We start from the raw sequence: 18,956 nt of genomic DNA on the forward strand, positions 1-18,956 counted from the left end.
AAGCGAAATCCTCAGAGGATTATATGTTCGTCCTGTAATTCGGTCATGTTTAATTAACGGTGAAGTGTCTCCGATTCGTCGTTGCCATCACCAACTTTGAGGGGGGTAACAACCCTGCCCGCGAGAGGCTCAAGCCATGAGATTGATTCTATGACACGTTCTACTACAGGAATAGGTAAAACGAGATGGCTCTTCCTATGAGCCTATGTCAGACTCATTAGTATCTAATTCATACAACCCTGTGTCTCCCAGATTTTGAACTAGCCTGTGTTCTTCAAGCCGTTTAAGACGTTGAGTGATATAGGATCTTGACCACTCGATTTCAGTTTCGAGGTACGCTGATGTTACACGACCCTCTTGGAGATGAGAGAGAATCGCTTCGTCACACTCGTTGAAGCGTACCACTATTAGTTGAGGCGATTCCACTGGGTATTAATATTCTTCATTTACGATATTGATTTACACTATAAAGTAAACATGAACAGAATCAACTATGCGTGTTCAGAAGTAGGGTACAAGTAATGAAGCGAGATCACCGACAGACCACCCTATCTACATCTGACGGTGTGGATGATCTACAAGATATCAACTGGACGTTCGAGGGTACTGACACCCAGTATCTCACCCACGGGCTTCACAACTATCCTGCTCGGATGGTTCCCGAAATCCCTGATACACTTCTTGGATACTACAAAAATCAGGGTGTGATCGAAGAGGGAGATCTCGTATATGATCCATTTAGTGGGAGTGGAACAACTGCTGTGGAGGGACGACTTCACGGATTGAACGCTGAAGGAAACGATATCAATCCGTTTGCAGTGATGCTCTCTAAAGCGAAGGCGATTCCTCTAGAACGTGGGAGTCTGAGTGAAGCCAGAGATGCTTTGATTAACGGTCTATCTCAGGACTTGCGGGATGTTAGAGAGGAGTACGATCAGCTGGGTGAAGTTGATTGGCTAGAGATGCCTGAGGTTCGAGATGGATGGTTTCCTGAACCACAAATTCACGAGCTGACTGCGATCCGAGACCGTATCGATTCAGTTGAAGATGCGTTTGGAGAGGCGTATGCACGCTTCTTTCGCATCGTTCTCTCGCATACGACCCGTAAAGTATCCTACCAGAGGAACGGAGAGTATAAGCGGTACAGGCTGTCTGAAGAAGATCGGGTCGAACACAACCCGGATGTAGAACCCATCTTCACGAAAAAGCTGAAGCAGAACATGAAGAAGATGCAGGACTACTCTAATCGAGTAGATCACGATCTCGATACGACTATCCACTATTCTGATTCACGAACTGCCGTGGAGGATGTTGGAGAGAATCAGGCCGATATTGTTATCACGTCGCCGCCGTACGGAGATCATCAAACTACAGTCGCCTACGGTCAATTCTCTCAAGATCCTGCGCTTCTCACGGGGAAGGTCACTTATGATGAGATGAAGGATGTAGACAAAACGGGGCTTGGGGGACGATATGATGTTCTTGAACCTGTCTCGAACTTAGAAGAATACTCTCCTACTCTCAAAACAACCCTTGATACTCTCAGAGAGAAAGATGGGCGATCAGATGACGCCTTAGACTTCTTCCGAGATTACTATGCGGTGATGGAGCAAGTAGCGAAGATCACGAAGACAGACCAGCCTGTGGCGTGGGTCGTTGCTAATCGGACGATGAGTCGAGTGAACATTCCGACGCACCTCATTACCAGAGAACTCTGCGAATCTCTCGAATACGAATTTGATGTTAATCTCCCAAGAGAGATTCCGACCAAGACCCTTCCATGGGAAAACGCGCCAGAGAATGTGGAAGGGACTAAGGGCAATCTGATGGCAAACGAAAATATCGTCATCCTTCGAGCGCCCTAGAAATCAGAGAGTCCTTTTTGCGGATCCTCGGTAACAGCTGGGTCTCGACTGACCCCATCGATAAGCTGGGAACGGGTTTCAAATGCTCTATCGAGTTTGCTTGTGTCCTTGATTCTGAATGCTGTTCCGTGATTGCGTGCGCCACCCGAGTCCCGTAGGTGCATCCGCAGGTCGATATTGATGATTGACTCTCGAATTAGGTTCAGGAACTCCTCGCCGTTGAAGCCTTCCAGATAGTACCCTTCGTTATACCAGAAATACTCGTCGCCATCGATGGTTTGTGTGTCTGCTTCCACAAGAACCATCTCCGGGAATTTCTCCTCGTATGCATCTCGAAGGTAGTCGAGAGGATATGTAGCGACAATTCCGTCGTCTTCGTGTTCGATGTGGACGCCGTCTTCATCAGTGATGGTACGGAATCCTTGATTATTGAATTGATCCACGTGAAGTGTGATCTTCAGGGCCGGTCGTCCATCATCGTCTTCATAGCCGTACTTCTCCACCAGTGATGACGCCCACAGTTCTCGGCTGCCTCGGGGCGGCTCTTTAGTGAACAACGTCATCATACTCCCCGAGTTCCGACGAGCTGATTTCAGCTCAACACCAGCTGCATCGGGACCGGGGATATTGTTCTCTTCAATCCTGAGAAGATCTTCAAGTGTCTTCCCGATTCCCGTATTTCCTGCTCTATGGGTTTTGATGTACCCCATCGACTCAATTTCTTGAAGCCGTTCTACAAACTCCTCAAAATCGTCGTAGTCTGGCATTAAAAACGTCTAAACAAGGTTCACCGATATATGTATGCTACATGATATAAATTTATAATATGAATTTATAGTGTCTGTTATAAGCATACATACACAAGAGAGATTGTACCGTCGCTCTTGTGTAGCACATTGTTGATTTCAGAGAGTCACTTTGATGGCGTGTTTGAGCGCTTTTCGTCCGGGTTTGCGTCGAATTCTCGTCTGAGTTGGAACGCTCTGCTCTGTTGAATCCGCAGAAACCGGCGGGATAGCGTTGCCTTTTGCGGATTCAGCAGGGCAGAATACACCATTTCCTGAGGGTTTCAATAGAGAAAGTTGTAGCCAGCTAATTGCTTCCCACTAATGATTTCCACTCAAGCATGACCGGAATCGTGATCCTCCCCGCTGGTCGCGACGACGCGTTTGAGGACTACAAACAGTTCAGCCGAGATGGGCACCCAATTGAGGATATTGAGTCCAATCTCAATATCTAGGACCTCGAACAATTTCGGACGACATCTGACAACAATCTCATCTACATCTGGGGGAGCTCAGTAGCCGAGGCGTGGCGGAACCTCAAGCGCATCTCAAGCGTTCTCGAACCGATCACGAACAGTAAACCCGCCAACACAGCCATCGTCACCGGGCCTACCGGCGCAAATAACTTAACCAACAAAATACCGCTATTGTTGGTTAATCATCGTGAGTGAGACCGTTCGCAAAACCGGTCATTATCCGTGCGATGGACCAAGCTAAGGTATGAGCGCCTCGGCGTCTCCAAGCGCCTCTGTCTCGCTATCTGAGCCCACTGATATTCCAGCAGTCCTAGACCGGACTGGTATCGATTACGTCGGTGTACATGACCAGCGACTACTGGCTATTTATCGCACCGGCATCTTCAATGTGGTAACTGAGTCGGAGCCGGTATCGAATGCGCACACACTCCAAATCGAATGCTGGGAAGCACCACTTCCGTCTCGTGGTGATGAACAATCACCTCAGGAGCTTCTCAAGGACTTTGCCGCCGTATTTGACGCAGGCAACCAGAGCTGAAGTTGTCTATCTGTATGTACGACCTAGCGATCTCGATGAACACGTCAGACAGGGCTCTTCATGAGTTCCATCCGGCTCGAGCTACCGTGATCTGGCTAGAGCGAGCTCGACACCGTGGACTGGGTTTCTAGACGTTTCCGGAAACAGTGTGTTTCCACAATCAAAATCGAGGGACCGCGGAGCAATCGAGGTGAATATACCACTGCGATCAGAGCTTTTCTGGAATCTACCCGGTCACACTTATATTACTCTCGCTGAGAATAACTACCCACCGACCGATGATCCGTGATGCTCGCGTCCTCCGCGCCGGGTTCGTCCCTCGAGAAGTCGAGCATCGCGACGCCGAAGTCAACCACCTCTCGAGCGTTCTCGAACCGATCACGAACGGCGAGCCAGCTGACACAGCCATCGTCACCGGGCCCAGCGGTGTCGGTAAAACCTGTATCTCGAAGTTCGTTACCGAACGGCTCCGCGAGGAAGTGCTCGACGTCGAGGCCACCTACGTCAACTGTTGGCGGAACTACAGTCGCTTTCGAACGCTGTATCAGATCCTCGATGACATCGGTGCGACGATAGACATCCATCGCCAGTCAACACCCCACGACGAGCTCATTGACCGGCTCCAACAGTACGACGGCCCGCGAACTGTCGTCATTCTCGACGAGGTCGATCAACTCGAAGATCCGAGTCTCATCTACGACCTCCACAGTATGGAGCAGTTCGCGGTGATCTGTATCGCAAACAAAGAAGAAGAGCTGTTCAGCCGGGTCGACGACCGGCTGGTGAGTCGGCTGCGCTCCAGCGAGCACGTCCGGATGGATAAGTACCACAACGAGCAACTCTACGACATCCTGAGTGCCCGAACGAAATGGGGACTTGAAAAGGACGTTATCACCGACAAGCAGCTCTATCAGATCGCTGATGCCGCTGCTGGCGATGCTCGGCTGGCTATCGGGATGCTTCGCAGCGCAGCCAGCACAGCTGACCGCGAAAATTCCGAGGAGATCACCAACGACATGCTCCTAGACGCTGCTGAAGATGCTCGGGCCCAAATTAAGCAGAAGAGCCTGGACTCACTCACGCCGCATCAGCGAGTCGTCTACGATATTGTTCGCGACCACGGCCCGATCGGGCCGAGCGAGATCCACGAGCGCTATACCGAGGACGTCGATGACCCACGGACGAAGCGGACTATCCGCACGTACCTCTCGAAGATGGCCCAGTACAACCTCCTCGAGGCGAAAGGAACGAGTCGGGACCGAGAGTACTCGCTCGTCGATTCGGCAGCTGCGTCGCCGGTCTCGTAAGTCGACGGGCGAGCCGCGGACCTCCGCATCGACCGCGTCGCGGTCGTGGGGCGAGACCGGGACCGACTCGTCGACTCGTTCGGCGGTGCCAGCCTCCCAGTTGCGTGCGGCGGCCGTCAGGGGAATTCACAGCGAGATGTCCGTCCCGTCACCCGCCGCCACGGCCTCTCGGTAGACGGTCTCGCCGGCCGCGGCGTCCAGCGTCGCGGACCCGACGCTCACGACCACCACGACCCCGTCGGGTGACTCGCGGACGTACCCGTCTGCGAGGGGAACACCGAGTTCGACCAAGTCGTCCGCGTCGAGGTCGCTCGCAAGGAGGTCGCCGGTCTCGGCGGCCTCCGCTGGTACGTCGGCGAACGTCCGTTCCGCGCGCTCGAGGACACGAGGGTCGATTTCCTGCATCTCCGCCGTGAACGCGCCGACGGCGACGACGAGACTCCCTACTTCGAGCGCGTCGGACGGAAAGACGGGCTCGGTTGCGGTCGTCGCGGTCACGACGACGTCGGCCCCCTTGACGGCCGCCCGGGGAGTGTCGACCGCGCGCGCCGGGATCCCCTCCGCGCTCAGGTCCGCGGCGCACGCGGTCCGCGAGTCGCTCGGCGAGTGGATCCGAACGTCCGAGAGCGCCGCGACGGTCGCGATGGCCCGGGTCTGCCAGCGTGCCTGCGTGCCTGCCCCAAGAACGCCGAGCGTGAGGTCCTCGCCGTCCGGGTCTGGGGCCAGTTTCCGAACCGAGACCGCCCCGATACAGCCCGTCCGGGCGTTGGTGATCGTCGTCCCCGCCATGAACGCCTTCGGGAGGCCTGTCCGGGCGTCCGTGAGCGCGATCTGGGCGTTGACCGTCGGAAGCCCCCGCTCCGGGTTCCCCTCGTGGACGCCAACGAGCTTCGTCGCGTAGTGGTCCGCGCCGTGGACGTACGCCGGCATCACGATCCCGGTTCCGGCGGAATCGTCGCCGTCGAGACCCGCACCGACCGGAAAGTGTGGTCGCGGGGGCCGCTCGACCTCGCCGGCGGCCTGTTTCACCAACGCGTTGTCCACCACGTCGACGAGTGCCGCCAGATCGAGGTTCCGTTCGACCTCCGTCGCGGAGAGTACGAGCACCATGTCCGAGGCGTCGCTCCGCGGTGACTTAGACTGCTCGTCGACCCGGCCGGCCGGTGTTATACGCTTATTTTTCGGGGGGTCGATCGATGGCTATGGACGCACTCGTCGTCGGCGGGGGAATCATCGGCCTCGCGGCCGCGCACTCGCTCGCTGACCGCGGCGTGGACGTGACACTCGTCGAGAAGGGATCGCTGGGGAACGCGAGCACCGCTCGCTCGGCCGGCGGGATCCGGTCGCAGTTCTCCACGCGCGTGAACGTCGAACTGTCGCTCGCCAGCAAGGCGGTCTGGAACTCGTTTAAGCAGCGCTTTGGCGTGGACATCGGGCTCCGGAAGAACGGCTACCTGTTTCTCGCGCGGACCGACGAGACCGCAGAGCGGTTCCGCGAGAACGTCGACATGCAGCGCGAGCTCGGCGCGGAGAGCGAACTGCTCACGCCCGCGGAGGCGACCGAGCACTGTCCGGGACTCGATCCCGACCCCTTCGTCGCGGCGACGTACAACCCCGACGACGGGATCGCCGACCCGAACCTCGCCGTACAGGGATACGCCGAGGCCGCCCGCGAGCGCGGCGTCGACATCCGGACGAAGACAGCCGTCACGGCCCTCCACCGCGAGGGCGATCGCGTCGTCGGCGCGGACATTCGGGCGGTCGGCGCGGACGAAGCCGAGCGCCACGAGGTCGACTGCGTCGTGAACGCGGCAGGCGCGTGGGCCGCCGCAATCGGCGAGATGACCGGCGTCGGCCTCCCGATCGCGCCCCGGCGGAGACAGATCGCCGTAGTCGACCCATCACCGCCGGTGCCCGAGTCGGTGCCGCTGACGATCGACCTCGAGACGGGGTCGTACTTCCGGCCCGAGCGGGACGGAGTGGCGCTCGTTGGCGGCCACTTCGACGAGGACGACCCCGATCGAGACCCCGACGCCTACGACGAGGGGATGGACGTCGAGTGGGCGGCACGCGCGGTCGAGCACGCCGCCGCGTACACCGAGTACTTCGGGCTCAACACCCGGATCAAACGCGGCTGGGCCGGGCTGTACGCGGTCACGCCCGACCACCACCCGGTCGTCGAGGAGACGGTCCCCGGTTTCGTGACCGTCGCCGGGTTCTCCGGACACGGGTTCCAGCACGCGCCCGCCTCCGGACGGATCGCCGCCGACCTCGTCGTCGATGGGGAAACGGATCTCCTTGACGCCTCGCCGCTTTCGGCCGATCGGTTCGAGCGCGGCGAGACCCTCACTGAGCGAAGCGTCGCCTGACCGATCAGGGGACGATCACGGGGGTAAGTCGATTTCGGAAACGGCCTCGGAAACGGCCGCGCAGTCCGAATATCCGGTGACTGAGTTCGAATGAGCGCTCGGTCGATTCATTTCTGGAAACCCGGAAGCGCCGCGCCGGCACTTATTGAGACGGTGAACGGGTATCGGGTATGGGAGACCACGCAACATCGAACCGATTGGCGGTGGACCAGCCGACACGGGGCGCAGACCGCAATCGATCCCTCGCTGACCAAGCCGATCCGGCTACGGACGAGATGCTGTTGCCGTCACTCAACGACGGCATCACGCTGCTCGATGTCGAGGGAGGCCGCGGCGTCCCGATCCTACAGTCGCTCGTACTCGACCATCTCCTCCTACACGACGGGCCCGCCTTCTGGGTCGACGCAAACGGCCACGCGACGACGACAACACTCGCCCAGATCGCGCCCAGCCAACGGCTACTCAACCGAATCCACGTTGCCCGCGGATTCACTGCCTACCAGCACTACGGCGCCGTCTGTGATCTCCCGACGGCAGTGAACAAGTCGATCCAGATGTCTACCACCGACGCCGGGGCGGCCGGTCGAGGGGAACCAAGTCGTGACGAGGACACGTCGCCCCACACACCCGCCCTCATCGTCGTACCGGCGGTCGACGTCCAGTACCGTGTCGACGATACCCTCGGCGAGACCCACGCGAAAACCCTTCAGAATCGAACTCTCGCCCGGTTGGCGACCTACGCCGATGGGTACGACATCCCGGTGATCGTTACGCGAAACGAACGAAACGAATTCACCGAATCAGTCGCGACGGTCGCCGACCACCACCTAGAGTGCGAGCAGACGCGGATGGGGCCACGGGTCGTCGGCGAAGACTTCGAGACGCTCGTCTATCCCGTCGACGACGGCGCGTACTACCAGACGACGTTCGCGTACTGGCGGCAGCTGCTCGCGGCACGCGCCACGCAGGTCGGCGTGGAACCGACAACGTCGACGCCGTCGACGCCGACTCCGGAGGGTGTCGGGACAGGCGTCACAGCTGACGGTGAGACGGTGGCGGCCACTGCGGACCCCTTGCTCGATGCGTGGACCGCGACCGGGACAGGAGGCCGATAGCGATGGGGCGCACAAACCCGACGTACCGGGATGCGCTCCGGGCCATCGAAGAGCGGTGGGCAGAGTTCCGCCGGGCACTGCGGCGTCGCGACCAGCCACGATTTGACCAGCTGTTCGAGTACGCCCGCGACCACGCCGACGCGAGCGGGCTGTTGAACCACCAAAATCCGCTGCTGCCGGCGCTGTTCAGCATCGATCTCGAACAGGAGGCCCGCCTCGACGACCACGAGGAACGCCTCGAGGAGCTCGAAGCCGCGGTCGCAGCACGCGATGACCAGGAGAGTACCCCACCGGACGCGAACCCGTGACGATGCCGTTCAGTATCGACTTTCTGGACGACGGCCGCGTCCTGGAGTGGGAGGCAACCGCCGACGGCGCCGTCGCGACCGAGCGCGATGACTACACCCCACGCTTCTACGTCGCCGTTCGCGACCCAGCGTCCGACCTCGACCTCACGACGCTCCAATCGGTGTACGACCAGCACCCGGACGTCGTCGCGACCGAGATGGTTACGCGACGCCCCGGCTTTCGACGAGACGAGGAACCAGTCCTCGCCGTCGACGTCGCCCACATCGACCGCGTCACCCCACTCGCCCGGCAAGCGCGCCAGCTGTCGGCCTATCCAGTCGGGGATCTCGCCTGTTTCAACGTCGACTTCTCGCGGGAGTTCCGGTACTGTCTGGAGACCGGTGCCGATCCGACGCCGGCGAGCGAGCTGTCAACGCTCCGGCTCAGCGTCCCGGTGACCGAAACGAGCAACGACGTCTATGGGGAGTTGTCTGTCGCCGGCGACAACGTCACCGGTTCGCCGACGGATCTCCTGACCGCCGTCCAGGGGGCGCTCAAAGCACACGATCCGGACGTCCTAGTCTGCTCGACGAGCGAGATTGTCCCGACGCTGTACGAGATGGCGACGGACGCCGGCGTCGACGACTTCTCGCTGAGTCGGTGGCCGGACGTCGACTACCAGCAGCTCGCGAGCCGATCGACGTACTCGAGCTACGGCCGCGTCGGCCACTCGCCGGCGCGGTACAACGTGCCCGGCCGGACGATTATCGACGAGTCGAACACGTTCTTCTACGGGGAGACGAACCTCGACGGCGTCCTCGACCTCGTGTCGCGCTCGAAAAAGCCCGTCCAGGAGCTTGCGTGGGCATCGATCGGGAACGTCCTCACGGCGATCCAGATTTGCGAGGCCCACGACCGCGGTGTCCTCGTCCCGTGGAACTCCTGGCGCCACGAGTTTTACAAGCCGATGGGGACGCTCCACGACGCCGACCGCGGCGGCTTCATCTTCGCACCCGAGGTCGGCCTCCACGAGAACGTCCACGAACTCGACTTCTCCTCGTTGTACCCGAACATCATCTGTACCCGGAACGTCTCGCCGGACGTCATCCGGTGTGACTGCCACCGCGACCGCGACGACGTCCCCGGCCTCGGATACTCGATCTGCGACGACCGGGGCTACCTCGTCGACGTGCTACAGCCGATCATCGACGCTCGCGACGAGATCAAGGCGGCCATCCGTCGCGAGAAGGAACGGGACGACCCCGACGAGGACCGGCTGGCGGAACTCGAGGGGCGGTCGGGAGCGTTGAAGTGGATCCTCGTCGCCTGCTTCGGCTATCAGGGGTTCAGCAACGCGAAGTTCGGCCGCATCGAGTGCCACGAGGCGATTAACGCGTTCGCTCGGGAGATTCTGTTGACGGCGAAACAGCGGCTGGAAGCCGGCGGCTGGCGGGTCGTCCACGGCATCGTTGACTCTATCTGGGTGACCCCGGATCCCGACGTCGACGACGATGACCGCGGGGACCTCCAGACGCTCGCGACGGAAATTACGGAACGCGTCGAGATTCGGCTTGAACACGAGGCCCACTACGACTGGGTGGCGTTCGTACCGCAGCGCGAGAGCGACGCCGGCGCGCTGACGAAGTACTTCGGAAAGGTCGCCGGCGGCGACGACTTCAAGGTCAGAGGCATCGAAGCCCGGCAGCGCTCAACCCCGCCGTTCATCGAGGACGTCCAGCGGAACTGTCTCGAACGGCTCGACGCGACTCGATCTCCGGACGCCGTACTCGACTGTCTTCAGGATGCTATCAAGCGCCTCCACGATGGAATGGTGCCGGTCGAGCAGCTCGTCGAACGGAATCGTGTCTCCAAGCCCCTGGAGGGATACACGCAAAACACCCAGAACGTGGCGGCGCTGAAGCGGGCTCGCGATCAGGATCTCGCTGTTCATCCAGGCCAAGACATCGAGTACGTAGTTGTCGACGACGAGAAGAGCTCGCGAGAGCGAGTCGCGTTAGCCCACGAAGAGATAGAGTCGTACGATGCGTCGTACTACGAGACGAAACTCGTCAGAGCTGTCGAGAGTGTGCTGGCACCGCTTGGCTGGGATCGGACGGAGATTCGACGCGAGATCGCGGAAACTCGGGAAACGGACCTGGCCGCCTTCACCGAGATTGAGAGGGGTTAACCAACACTGTCGAGGTATCGCGAGGGTTGTTGGTTAAATGCTGAGTGGAGACACGGAAGGGATCTGGAGAGAATACCTCGCCCACACACCCCTCGTCCAGAGTGAAAACCAATCAGGAGAGTGCGGTGAGGTCCACGGGAAACGGGGGTTCTCGTGGGAGAATATCAGCAAGAATCACGGAAAAACTGGCTGAGACGGGAGAACACGGAAGAAATGAGACAGCAAACACGAGCAGCGGTTCGAAACCACCCGGACGAATGCCGCCTTCGTCCTCTTCCCTGTGCTGAATGCACTTGGGGAGTGGTAGGAGGTAGGTAGTAATAAAACCTCTAGGTAATACTATGAAGATTGGTATGTTTAGAGGATCTTCGACTGTGTGACGACTGCTGTTCGAGGGATACTCGTCTCACGTCTTGTGATTTCGGTACTTCCCAGCCGACTCGTCGTGTGGTTTCCGCCGGGTCAACCGAGAGACTCTCGTAGCGTTTCACTCTGGACGAGGGGTGTGGGGGTTCGATTCCATCGTCCGCGTATTATGAGACGTTGAAGGAACAATCGTCATTCTGACTATTCGCTAACCAGCGAACCGGCATCAAAGCCGAAATCGTGATTGGTATCTCCCGATCTCCCTCGTCAATCGGAATCAAGATACCCGATCCCGACAGTTCCGATTGTACCCTGCTTTGCTTCGGCTGGAGATCTGACCTGCGTCTTCACTCTTGACTGGGGGTGCCGACGAACGCTCGTCACTACCACTTGAGGTTCACACTTCACTCCAGCTCGTCACACCGGCGTTTCACTCTGGACGAGGGGTGTCTGCCGTGCGTCAGACGCCTATTGCTATTGTGTCCTCTTATAGAAATGATTGATTACCCCGTTCGGGAGATACACTCTGGACGGGGGGTGTCGTCTCAACCAAGTACGCTGCTCACCGGGTGGAGGGCTATTCACTCTTGACCAGGGGTGTGTCAAACCCGCTCCAGTCCGGCGTTTTCACTCTGGATTGGGGGGTGCCGGTCTGCGTCGGTAACTATCACTCCGAATCCGATTTCACTCGGGACCGACTCGACCCTTTGTGAGGATGATACGCCAGCGACAAAACATCAGAAGACGACCATAGCCCGATTTACACTCTGGTCGAGGTAGCCAAATCATTAAGTAGGTCCCATCCGCGATGTCTGATATTGATGGCTGAGGAACCGTCCCAACTCTCTGACTTCGACGGCCGCTACGAGGATCCCGCCGACGATCCCCTCTTTGATTTTGATGAAGACGACCCCGACCGAGCCAACATTTTCGCTCGCAAGGAGCTGCTGAAGGTTGGCCACGTCCCTGAAAGCGGACGTATCGTCGGCCGAGATGGCGAGATCAAAGCCGTTGCTGCTGAACTCAGGCCAATCGTTCGTGGCGATCCGCCCAACAACGTGATTATTTACGGCAAAACGGGAACTGGGAAGTCACTCGTTGCCCGTCACGTTACCGAACGAGCCCGGCGAGCCGCGGAGTCGAACGGTGTGTCCGTCGGCACGGTCTACGTCGACTGCGCGCAGCATAACACACAGACACGCGTCGCGAGGACGGTGACTCGTTCACTCAACGAAACGGACGTGACTGACTTCGATATTCCGCGCGCAGGGATTGGCAGCGGTGAATACTACGACTATCTCTGGGAGATTCTGGATACTGCCTACGAGTCCGTCATCATCATCCTCGACGAGGTGGACCGACTCGATGACGACGATATTCTCATGCAGTTGTCGCGGGCCCGCGAATCGGGGAAAGCTGATTGCCACTTGGGCGTCATCGCAGTCAGTAACAAGATCGAGTATCGCGACCAGCTGAACGAACGCGTCAAGTCCAGTCTTCGCGAGGAGGAGTTTGTCTTCCAACCCTACGACGCGAATCAACTGCGCGAGATTATGAAGCACCGACGGGACGCGTTCCACGATGGCGTTCTCTCGGATGATGTGATCCCGCTGACGGCGGCACTAGCCGCCCAAGAACACGGTGACGCCAGAAAGGCAATCGAAATCCTTCGTCACGCCGGCGAACTAGCCGAGCGAGAAAACGTCGAGACGGTCGTCGAGGAACACGTTCGCGATGCCCAGGAGTGGGCCGAAATCGATCGGTTCGAGGAGCTGCTACGCGGGTCGACGACCCAGGTCAAATTCATCCTCTATTCGCTCGCGCTGCTCACCGAAGAGAATCCGAACGAGGATGGATTCTCTACCAACCGGATTTACGAACGGTATCAGGCGACGACAGAGAAGGCTGACGCGAAGACTCTCAGCGAGCACCGCGTCTACGAACTGTTGAAAGAGCAGGCGTTCCTCGGTGTCGTTGAATCAACTCGGACTGGTGGTGGTCGGGGTGAAGGCAGTTATCTCGAGCACCGGCTGGTTCAGGATACCGGCATCGTGCTGAAATCTGTCCTCCGGGACAGCCGGCTGGAAGATCTAGCCTAGCTCCCGTTTCGGTCGCTGACCACACCCCTGATCACGAGTGTATCTCTCGACACGTCGGAAACGTAGAGTGGGTATCTTTGCCCCCAACTTTACCTGACCGGGCGGACTGGACCCATTCACACTCTGGGGGGTGTCATCTGCTACGCACCTAATTGCGCTGACCCAAACAACCAGCTACGGTTCAATCCCCTCTATTCGTCGGGACTGACGGGACCTTTATACTGAGAACGGACCTTCTCTCCTTCTCGCCACTGCCAGTAGTAGTAGCGATTGTCGTTGATCTCCTTGATCGTGATCGTTGCTTTAGCCGGGACGTCATCCGGCAGATCGTCTGGTCGCTCCTCGACCTCTTCTTGATCTGCCGACTCCTCGAGGCGGGCCTCTCGTTCCTTGTGCTCGGCGAGCGCTTCAGCGTACCTAGCAACGTCTCGGAGTTGCTCCGGATCCGACTCGTTGAGCGTCTTGACGATCTCTGTCGTTAGGTTCGCCGGTGGGGTCGGGGGTTCGTAGGACATCAGCTACTCTCGTGTTAACCAACACGTCCTACGGATCCATAGTTTTGTTGGTTAAGACGATGGAGACGGCTCTCGTGCCTGCTGACTGTAACACTACTCGAAACTTCTTTATATACAAGTTTCGTACTATGTTACACCGTGCTCCGGCGCATCGAACTCGAGGTCCTAGCCACGGTCGACCGTGGCGACACGATCTCCGAACTCGCGACGAAGCTCGACCACAGCGAGAGTTACCTCTCTCGTGCCGTCGCTGACCTCGTCGAGAAGGGACTCGTCTACACGGAACGCGACGGCCGCCGAAAACGAGTCATCCCGTCAGACGCTCGTGCCGTCGAGCTCTACCAGGACCTCGTCCGCCAGCACTCCCACATCGACTTCCCCGAGCTGCTGACCGGGAAGACACTCGAGGTGCTGTACTACCTCGACCAGCCGCGAACGGTCTCCGAGATTGCGGACCGGAGCGACAATTACCGCAACACGGTCAACCGCGTCCTCAAGCGGTTTCGCGACCGTGGTCTCGTCGGGACGGCCGACGGCCGCTACGAATTCAATGCCGACTTCGACCGCCTCCACGAGTTCGCCCGTGAACTCGCACACCATCTACATCGCCACCGCCTCGAAGCCGTCGCCCCGAAGGGCACGATTCTCTGGGAGGACTACAACGAATTCCTCACCCAGACCGAAACGGAAATCGACGCGGAGGCGTTCCACGAAACCGGTCTCGCTCGATTCGCGGCCTTCGACCTCCAGTTCCTGCTCACCGGCCACCGCTACTACGTCTACTCCGAGGAGCTCGACGCAGTCTCGCCGGCGGAGCTGTGTTGTCACACGCTGTTAATCGACGACGGCAGCCGCCACCGCTCGTACTGTCTCCTCCTGCTCAGCCACGTCGACGTCGACGAGGCGGACCTCCGAGAGCAGGCGGCGAAGTATGGCCTCGAAGACGAAATCGACGCCTTGCTCCGTTACCTCGAGACGCACGGCGAGGTCGACGACGACCGGCTCCCGGAGTGGGACGAGTTCCAGGAGCTGGCGGCTGACTACGAGGTGCCACTACCACAATGAGACCAACATTCGGACGTGAGTACATCGAGAACGAATTCCAGCGAATCGGGGACGGGCTATCTGAACCGCTCACGGTCTACCTGATCGGTGGTGGCGCGATGTCGCTGCGCGACCTCAAAGGGGCGACGAAAGATATCGACCTGGTCGTCCCGGATGGCGACGCGTACGGTCAGCTGTGGGCCGTCCTGATGGACCTCGGGTATGCGGAGGTCCAGTCGCTGGATCCAGATTACCGGGCGCTCGGCGCGACGAGCTGCGTCGAGAACGACGACGGGTGTCGTCTCGACATCTTCAACCAGCAGGTCGCGAACAAGCTCGTGCTCACCGACGGGATGCAAGAGCGCAGCGAGCCGTTCCTCGACACGGATCGACTGACGGTCCGGCTGGTCAGCAACGAGGATATCTTCCTGTTCAAGGCAATCGCAGGCCGCGATGATGACATCGAGGACATGAATATGCTCGTGCAGGCCGGCCTCGATTACGACGTCGTCCGGGCTGAACTCGAAGCCCAGATCGAACGCCTGGGGGACGATCAGTTTGCCACGTTCGCGAACGAAGCCCTGGTTGAACTCGAGGAGCGATACGGGGTGACCACGCCGATCGAGGGCCGCGTCCAAGAGCTCACGAACAGGTACTACCGGGGGCTCGAAGTCCTCCAGGAACTCGATGAACCGATGACGGTCGACGAACTGGCCGTCGAATTAGATCTGGATGTCGCTGACGTTGGCGAACGGATCGAGTATCTCCAGAAGTTCGACCGAGTACGTCAAAATGGCAATACAGTAAGACCAGTAGAGTAGATGAAAATAGCATCCTGAATCTGTTGAAAGCTGCGGAAGTGTCTATATGGACCAGTTTTACTTCCTTAAGACAGATCGTCTACAACCAACCGACCAACAGGGAAACGTGTATCAGGGATCCACAATATCTCCTGAGTATGCCGTGTTCTGATTGCGGGTCTTTGCTCTGCCTATCTAAAACTGATTCAAATTCGTTATTTTGTCCGGAGTGTACGGGTTACCGTGTTGAATCTCAACCCGTTCTCGATGCGAAAATCAACTGGTATCTAAAAGATTTTTTAACTGAACAACGGATCGATCGTCTGCTTACTGAATACTCGAAACAGAGCTTAACATACAAACTTCTACATCGGGTGAACTATATTAGCAACCAATTTTTCTCGCAAGCAGAAACGTCACTTCCAGCCGACGAATTCGGATATGTTGCGTACCTAATAAAGCGCATCTATGAAATAGATGATAGTAAATTTGGAGATAAAACACTTCCACAAGATTCTCCGGAACTTGACGAGACGCTCACCACCGTTCAAAAGTACTACACTGAATTCGTATCCCGGCTAGAACGAGTCCAAAACGAGTTCACCGTGTGTATCCGGAATTCTGAGGAATTCACCGGTCGGATGCAGGATTTGCTAACAGATTACGACCGGTATCAGTCTGAGTATGGATTATGTAATGATCGGTGTACGAACAGCGTCGGTGGAGTCGAAGACAGATATGAGGACTTCAGCTACGTGTACGATAAAATCCGACAGACAGACGGTGTTGAGCCGGGTGATGCGGAGACACCGAGAGAATTCGCGGACGCCTGGTATCCAGTAATTCAGCAGCTTCGATTCATTGCTGGCTCAGACGACCGTGTCGGCATGACGTACAAAACTAGATTCCCTGAAGGTGTCACTGTATTCGATATCCGGGAATTTCTGAATAAGCTAGATGATCAGGTCCCGCTTGAACACATGGCGCATGCGCAATATAATAGCGCAGTAATCCCGCTCAGACCGAGAGTGGTAAATAAATGTGGACGGGAGGTGTTCGGAAAGCAGTGGAGTGAGGTGAAGGACTACGTTGTTGTATCTGAGGACAATCTCGAAGCGCATCCGTTCCTCTTCGAAATGTCGTTCGATCTTCCTCACCAAACGATCCCGACGACAAACGTGTACTACCCAAGGCACTATGCACAGTTACTGAAATTCCAAGTTTTCCCGTTACTGCAAAACAATACCGATGAACCGAATGGACACACCTTGCTATCGAATGTCGCAGGCGATAACGGGACGATTCGTGAACGAAATCTGTATGAGTTTCTAACCGAGCAGGGAATCGACTGCTATCACAGTGCTGAAATCACGTCCAAGAATCCGAACGAGATTGACTTACTATGCGTCATGGAGAACCGGATTATCTTTATTGAGGTAAAGTATCGTTTCCCACCTCTCCAAATTAACGAGGCAGACGGGATTACAGAGTTAAATCAGTATTTCAATCGTGTGATATTTAACGAAGTCCCGCCCGATTCCAACCGTGAAGGGAAAGGTCCGTTCCCTGAGAAAGTCCAATCGTGGCGCGAGCTGGAGGCTGGAGATACGTTTACTTCACAAGTTTCACGAGACGATACTGATCGGGACAAACAAACAATCTCAGATGGTTGGACTGATATGGACGTAGAAATGTTCGTTGTCTCGAATGTAGTTCCGTCCTTCATTACGAAACACGATGTACGATTCCTCACTGATTTCGAGTTTTATCAGTATATCAAATATAACGACGACAGTGTACTGTATTCTGTCCAAGAGAATTGAACCGTCCAGCTACAGCTTAGATGGAAGGCGGCCGTCTGGTCGGGGTACACGGCCCCGTTTGATCTCGTGATCGACGCGACGCAGGTGCTTGCAGCCGCCCTCGGGTGAGCGCTGCTGCCAGTCGGGACAGGTACACGATTCGTCGATGACGTCGACTTCGTACCGGTTCCCGGACGCAGACTGCACCTCGTAGCGGCCACCTTTCGAGAGGAGCGAGACGTCCATCGCTTCGGCGACAGCACGCTTCGTGCGGGGCTCGAGATCGTCCTGTGACTCTGCGTTCTCGTCGACGACCAGTCGGTCGCGAACGTCGCCCGTTCGACCCCCGTCCGGAGCGACGGCTTCCGCAGGGCCACTGAGCCGCTCGTGGAGCAGTTCCTCCACCGGATGGCCTTCCGGCCACAGGAAGTGGACCTCGCGGCGCTCGCGATGGTCGTAGGAGCCGCACGCGGCTGCGCACCCAGTCCAGACGCGCCAGGCACCGAGCGCGGCCATCACGTCGACGATGTCGCGGGGAACCGTCTGGTGGTCGTCCGGGAAGAACACCCGGAAGCGGGTACACGCCTCCTGCGGCGGGATGGTCTCCCACCAGTCTTCGCTGGAGCCCCAGCTGTCGTACATCGCGTCGTCGCTCCCGTAGCCGACGGTCACGCCGTCGATCGGCGTCCAGTCTGCTGGGAGGTGGTCCGACTCGCCTTCGAGCACCCGGAGGACAGCGTATCGGAGGTACTCGTGGGCTTGGTTGTCTGTCGTTCGAGCGACCTGGTCATGCTGCTCGGCAACGTGCTCGGCTTCCTCGAGAACCGTCGTGAGATAGGGTTCAGTCATCATTCGACGGAGATCTGAATGCGCCTCCGGCCCTCGGCGGGCGCAGAAAAACTTCCAGAAACTGGAAGCCAATGTTGACATAGAGAATTGATCTGGCTCACTTAGCCGTCTGGCTTGGTGCCTTTTGAAAACGAAATTTAATGTGCCACTAGTTACTACATAACACACAAGATGATTCGGGGATTTATCGCGTTTGTGGCATCGCTGTTTACTGAGGCTGTGAAGTTCGCAAAATGGCCATTTAACCCGACCAACGGCAGGGGACAGTACGTCACACCTTCAAACCGCCATTTCCTGACAGGGAAGGCGAATTTCTTGGTGACGGTTGCGTACCGACTGGGTCAAGCAGGGGTGAATTTTGGAAAGGCGCTGGTATTTGATGTGTTGGCTCCACTAGTTGATGCGATAATTAGGATGGCGAGCGACCTCTACCATTCAAATCCAAATTATACTCGAATGGCACTTCGCGGGGGTTTCTCTGCAGTTCAAACGACTTTCGCGATAGGAGCTGCTGGTTTGATGCTACTCGTAGGACTGTTCCGCAAGTGAA

The 18,956-nt window shown here is 57.7% G+C and carries 15 protein-coding genes and 1 pseudogene; 12 read left to right on the top strand and 4 right to left on the bottom strand.

What is annotated here, in order from left to right; translation table 11 throughout:
• The first annotated feature begins 521 nt into the window (after window positions 1-521).
• Window positions 522-1,865 carry a DNA methyltransferase gene (locus NO930_RS13870; protein WP_095638064.1) on the top strand — a complete coding sequence of 448 codons (1,344 nt, stop codon included), beginning with the start codon at window positions 522-524 and terminating at the stop codon, window positions 1,863-1,865.
• Here NO930_RS13870 and NO930_RS13875 read toward each other — a convergent pair.
• Window positions 1,862-2,632: an MvaI/BcnI family restriction endonuclease gene (locus tag NO930_RS13875; RefSeq protein ID WP_256403881.1), complete on the bottom strand. Its 771-nt coding sequence runs from the start codon at window positions 2,630-2,632 to the stop codon at window positions 1,862-1,864. The genes NO930_RS13870 and NO930_RS13875 overlap by 4 nt on opposite strands.
• A 359-nt stretch (window positions 2,633-2,991) precedes the next feature.
• Here NO930_RS13875 and NO930_RS14155 point away from each other — a divergent pair.
• Both NO930_RS14155 and NO930_RS13880 read left to right on the top strand, forming a co-directional pair.
• Window positions 2,992-3,270, top strand: a pseudogene (locus NO930_RS14155) (hypothetical protein); the annotation flags it as partial.
• Window positions 3,271-3,942: 672 nt separating this feature from the next.
• On the top strand, window positions 3,943-4,971 hold the full coding sequence (locus NO930_RS13880) for a Cdc6/Cdc18 family protein (RefSeq protein WP_256403882.1): 1,029 nt from the start codon (window positions 3,943-3,945) through the stop codon (window positions 4,969-4,971).
• A gap of 126 nt (window positions 4,972-5,097) precedes the next feature.
• On the opposite strand, the gene NO930_RS13885 is transcribed toward NO930_RS13880, so the two are convergent.
• Window positions 5,098-6,081 carry an ornithine cyclodeaminase family protein gene (locus tag NO930_RS13885; RefSeq protein WP_256403883.1) on the bottom strand — a complete coding sequence of 328 codons (984 nt, stop codon included), beginning with the start codon at window positions 6,079-6,081 and terminating at the stop codon, window positions 5,098-5,100.
• A 92-nt stretch (window positions 6,082-6,173) separates the two neighbouring features.
• Between NO930_RS13885 and NO930_RS13890 the strand changes: the two genes are divergently transcribed.
• The 5 genes from NO930_RS13890 to NO930_RS13910 all read left to right on the top strand — a co-directional run bounded on the left by NO930_RS13890 (window position 6,174) and on the right by NO930_RS13910 (window position 13,396).
• Complete coding sequence (locus NO930_RS13890) at window positions 6,174-7,340, top strand: NAD(P)/FAD-dependent oxidoreductase (protein ID WP_256403884.1); 1,167 nt, start codon at window positions 6,174-6,176, stop codon at window positions 7,338-7,340.
• A gap of 170 nt (window positions 7,341-7,510) precedes the next feature.
• Window positions 7,511-8,455: a hypothetical protein gene (locus NO930_RS13895; RefSeq protein WP_345780039.1), complete on the top strand. Its 945-nt coding sequence runs from the start codon at window positions 7,511-7,513 to the stop codon at window positions 8,453-8,455.
• Window positions 8,456-8,457: 2 nt separating this feature from the next.
• Window positions 8,458-8,763 carry a DUF8156 family protein gene (locus tag NO930_RS13900; protein WP_256403885.1) on the top strand — a complete coding sequence of 102 codons (306 nt, stop codon included), beginning with the start codon at window positions 8,458-8,460 and terminating at the stop codon, window positions 8,761-8,763.
• A 2-nt stretch (window positions 8,764-8,765) separates the two neighbouring features.
• Window positions 8,766-10,931, top strand: a complete 2,166-nt coding sequence (locus NO930_RS13905) for a type B DNA-directed DNA polymerase (protein ID WP_256403886.1) — start codon at window positions 8,766-8,768, stop codon at window positions 10,929-10,931.
• 1,187 nt (window positions 10,932-12,118) lie between these two features.
• Window positions 12,119-13,396: a Cdc6/Cdc18 family protein gene (locus NO930_RS13910; RefSeq protein ID WP_256403887.1), complete on the top strand. Its 1,278-nt coding sequence runs from the start codon at window positions 12,119-12,121 to the stop codon at window positions 13,394-13,396.
• A 191-nt stretch (window positions 13,397-13,587) separates the two neighbouring features.
• Here NO930_RS13910 and NO930_RS13915 read toward each other — a convergent pair whose 3' ends face one another.
• Complete coding sequence (locus tag NO930_RS13915) at window positions 13,588-13,911, bottom strand: DUF6788 family protein (protein ID WP_256403888.1); 324 nt, start codon at window positions 13,909-13,911, stop codon at window positions 13,588-13,590.
• 138 nt (window positions 13,912-14,049) lie between these two features.
• Between NO930_RS13915 and NO930_RS13920 the strand changes: the two genes are divergently transcribed.
• The 3 genes from NO930_RS13920 (at window position 14,050) to NO930_RS13930 (ending at window position 17,578) form a co-directional block, all read left to right on the top strand.
• On the top strand, window positions 14,050-14,976 hold the full coding sequence (locus NO930_RS13920) for a helix-turn-helix transcriptional regulator (RefSeq protein WP_256403889.1): 927 nt from the start codon (window positions 14,050-14,052) through the stop codon (window positions 14,974-14,976).
• Entirely contained in the window at window positions 14,973-15,776 is an 804-nt protein-coding gene (locus NO930_RS13925) for a DUF6036 family nucleotidyltransferase (protein WP_321169346.1), read from the top strand. Before NO930_RS13920 ends, NO930_RS13925 begins: the two co-directional genes overlap by 4 nt.
• Window positions 15,777-15,913: 137 nt before the next feature.
• Entirely contained in the window at window positions 15,914-17,578 is a 1,665-nt protein-coding gene (locus tag NO930_RS13930) for a hypothetical protein (protein WP_256403891.1), read from the top strand.
• A gap of 9 nt (window positions 17,579-17,587) precedes the next feature.
• Here NO930_RS13930 and NO930_RS13935 read toward each other — a convergent pair whose 3' ends face one another.
• Complete coding sequence (locus NO930_RS13935; protein WP_256403892.1) at window positions 17,588-18,406, bottom strand: hypothetical protein; 819 nt, start codon at window positions 18,404-18,406, stop codon at window positions 17,588-17,590.
• 195 nt (window positions 18,407-18,601) lie between these two features.
• On the opposite strand from NO930_RS13935, the gene NO930_RS13940 reads away from it, so the two are divergent.
• Complete coding sequence (locus NO930_RS13940) at window positions 18,602-18,955, top strand: hypothetical protein (RefSeq protein ID WP_220581131.1); 354 nt, start codon at window positions 18,602-18,604, stop codon at window positions 18,953-18,955.
• Window position 18,956 lies beyond the last annotated feature (1 nt).

The sequence above is a fragment of the Halorubrum salinum genome, assembly GCF_024494575.1.
Taxonomy (GTDB): Archaea; Halobacteriota; Halobacteria; order Halobacteriales; family Haloferacaceae; genus Halorubrum; species Halorubrum salinum.

What these genes read in the sequence shown, in the direction of transcription:
- NO930_RS13890 (WP_256403884.1), top strand. Translation starts at nt 6,174, where the DNA reads ATGGACGCACTCGTCGTCGGCGGGGGAATCATCGGCCTCGCGGCCGCG.
- NO930_RS13885 (WP_256403883.1), bottom strand. Translation starts at nt 6,081, where the DNA reads ATGGTGCTCGTACTCTCCGCGACGGAGGTCGAACGGAACCTCGATCTG.
- NO930_RS13930 (WP_256403891.1), top strand. Translation starts at nt 15,914, where the DNA reads ATGCCGTGTTCTGATTGCGGGTCTTTGCTCTGCCTATCTAAAACTGAT.
- NO930_RS13925 (WP_321169346.1), top strand. Translation starts at nt 14,973, where the DNA reads ATGAGACCAACATTCGGACGTGAGTACATCGAGAACGAATTCCAGCGA.
- NO930_RS13910 (WP_256403887.1), top strand. Translation starts at nt 12,119, where the DNA reads ATGGCTGAGGAACCGTCCCAACTCTCTGACTTCGACGGCCGCTACGAG.
- NO930_RS13875 (WP_256403881.1), bottom strand. Translation starts at nt 2,632, where the DNA reads ATGCCAGACTACGACGATTTTGAGGAGTTTGTAGAACGGCTTCAAGAA.
- NO930_RS13915 (WP_256403888.1), bottom strand. Translation starts at nt 13,911, where the DNA reads ATGTCCTACGAACCCCCGACCCCACCGGCGAACCTAACGACAGAGATC.
- NO930_RS13895 (WP_345780039.1), top strand. Translation starts at nt 7,511, where the DNA reads ATGGGAGACCACGCAACATCGAACCGATTGGCGGTGGACCAGCCGACA.
- NO930_RS13935 (WP_256403892.1), bottom strand. Translation starts at nt 18,406, where the DNA reads ATGACTGAACCCTATCTCACGACGGTTCTCGAGGAAGCCGAGCACGTT.
- NO930_RS13880 (WP_256403882.1), top strand. Translation starts at nt 3,943, where the DNA reads ATGATCCGTGATGCTCGCGTCCTCCGCGCCGGGTTCGTCCCTCGAGAA.
- NO930_RS13900 (WP_256403885.1), top strand. Translation starts at nt 8,458, where the DNA reads ATGGGGCGCACAAACCCGACGTACCGGGATGCGCTCCGGGCCATCGAA.
- NO930_RS13905 (WP_256403886.1), top strand. Translation starts at nt 8,766, where the DNA reads ATGCCGTTCAGTATCGACTTTCTGGACGACGGCCGCGTCCTGGAGTGG.
- NO930_RS13870 (WP_095638064.1), top strand. Translation starts at nt 522, where the DNA reads ATGAAGCGAGATCACCGACAGACCACCCTATCTACATCTGACGGTGTG.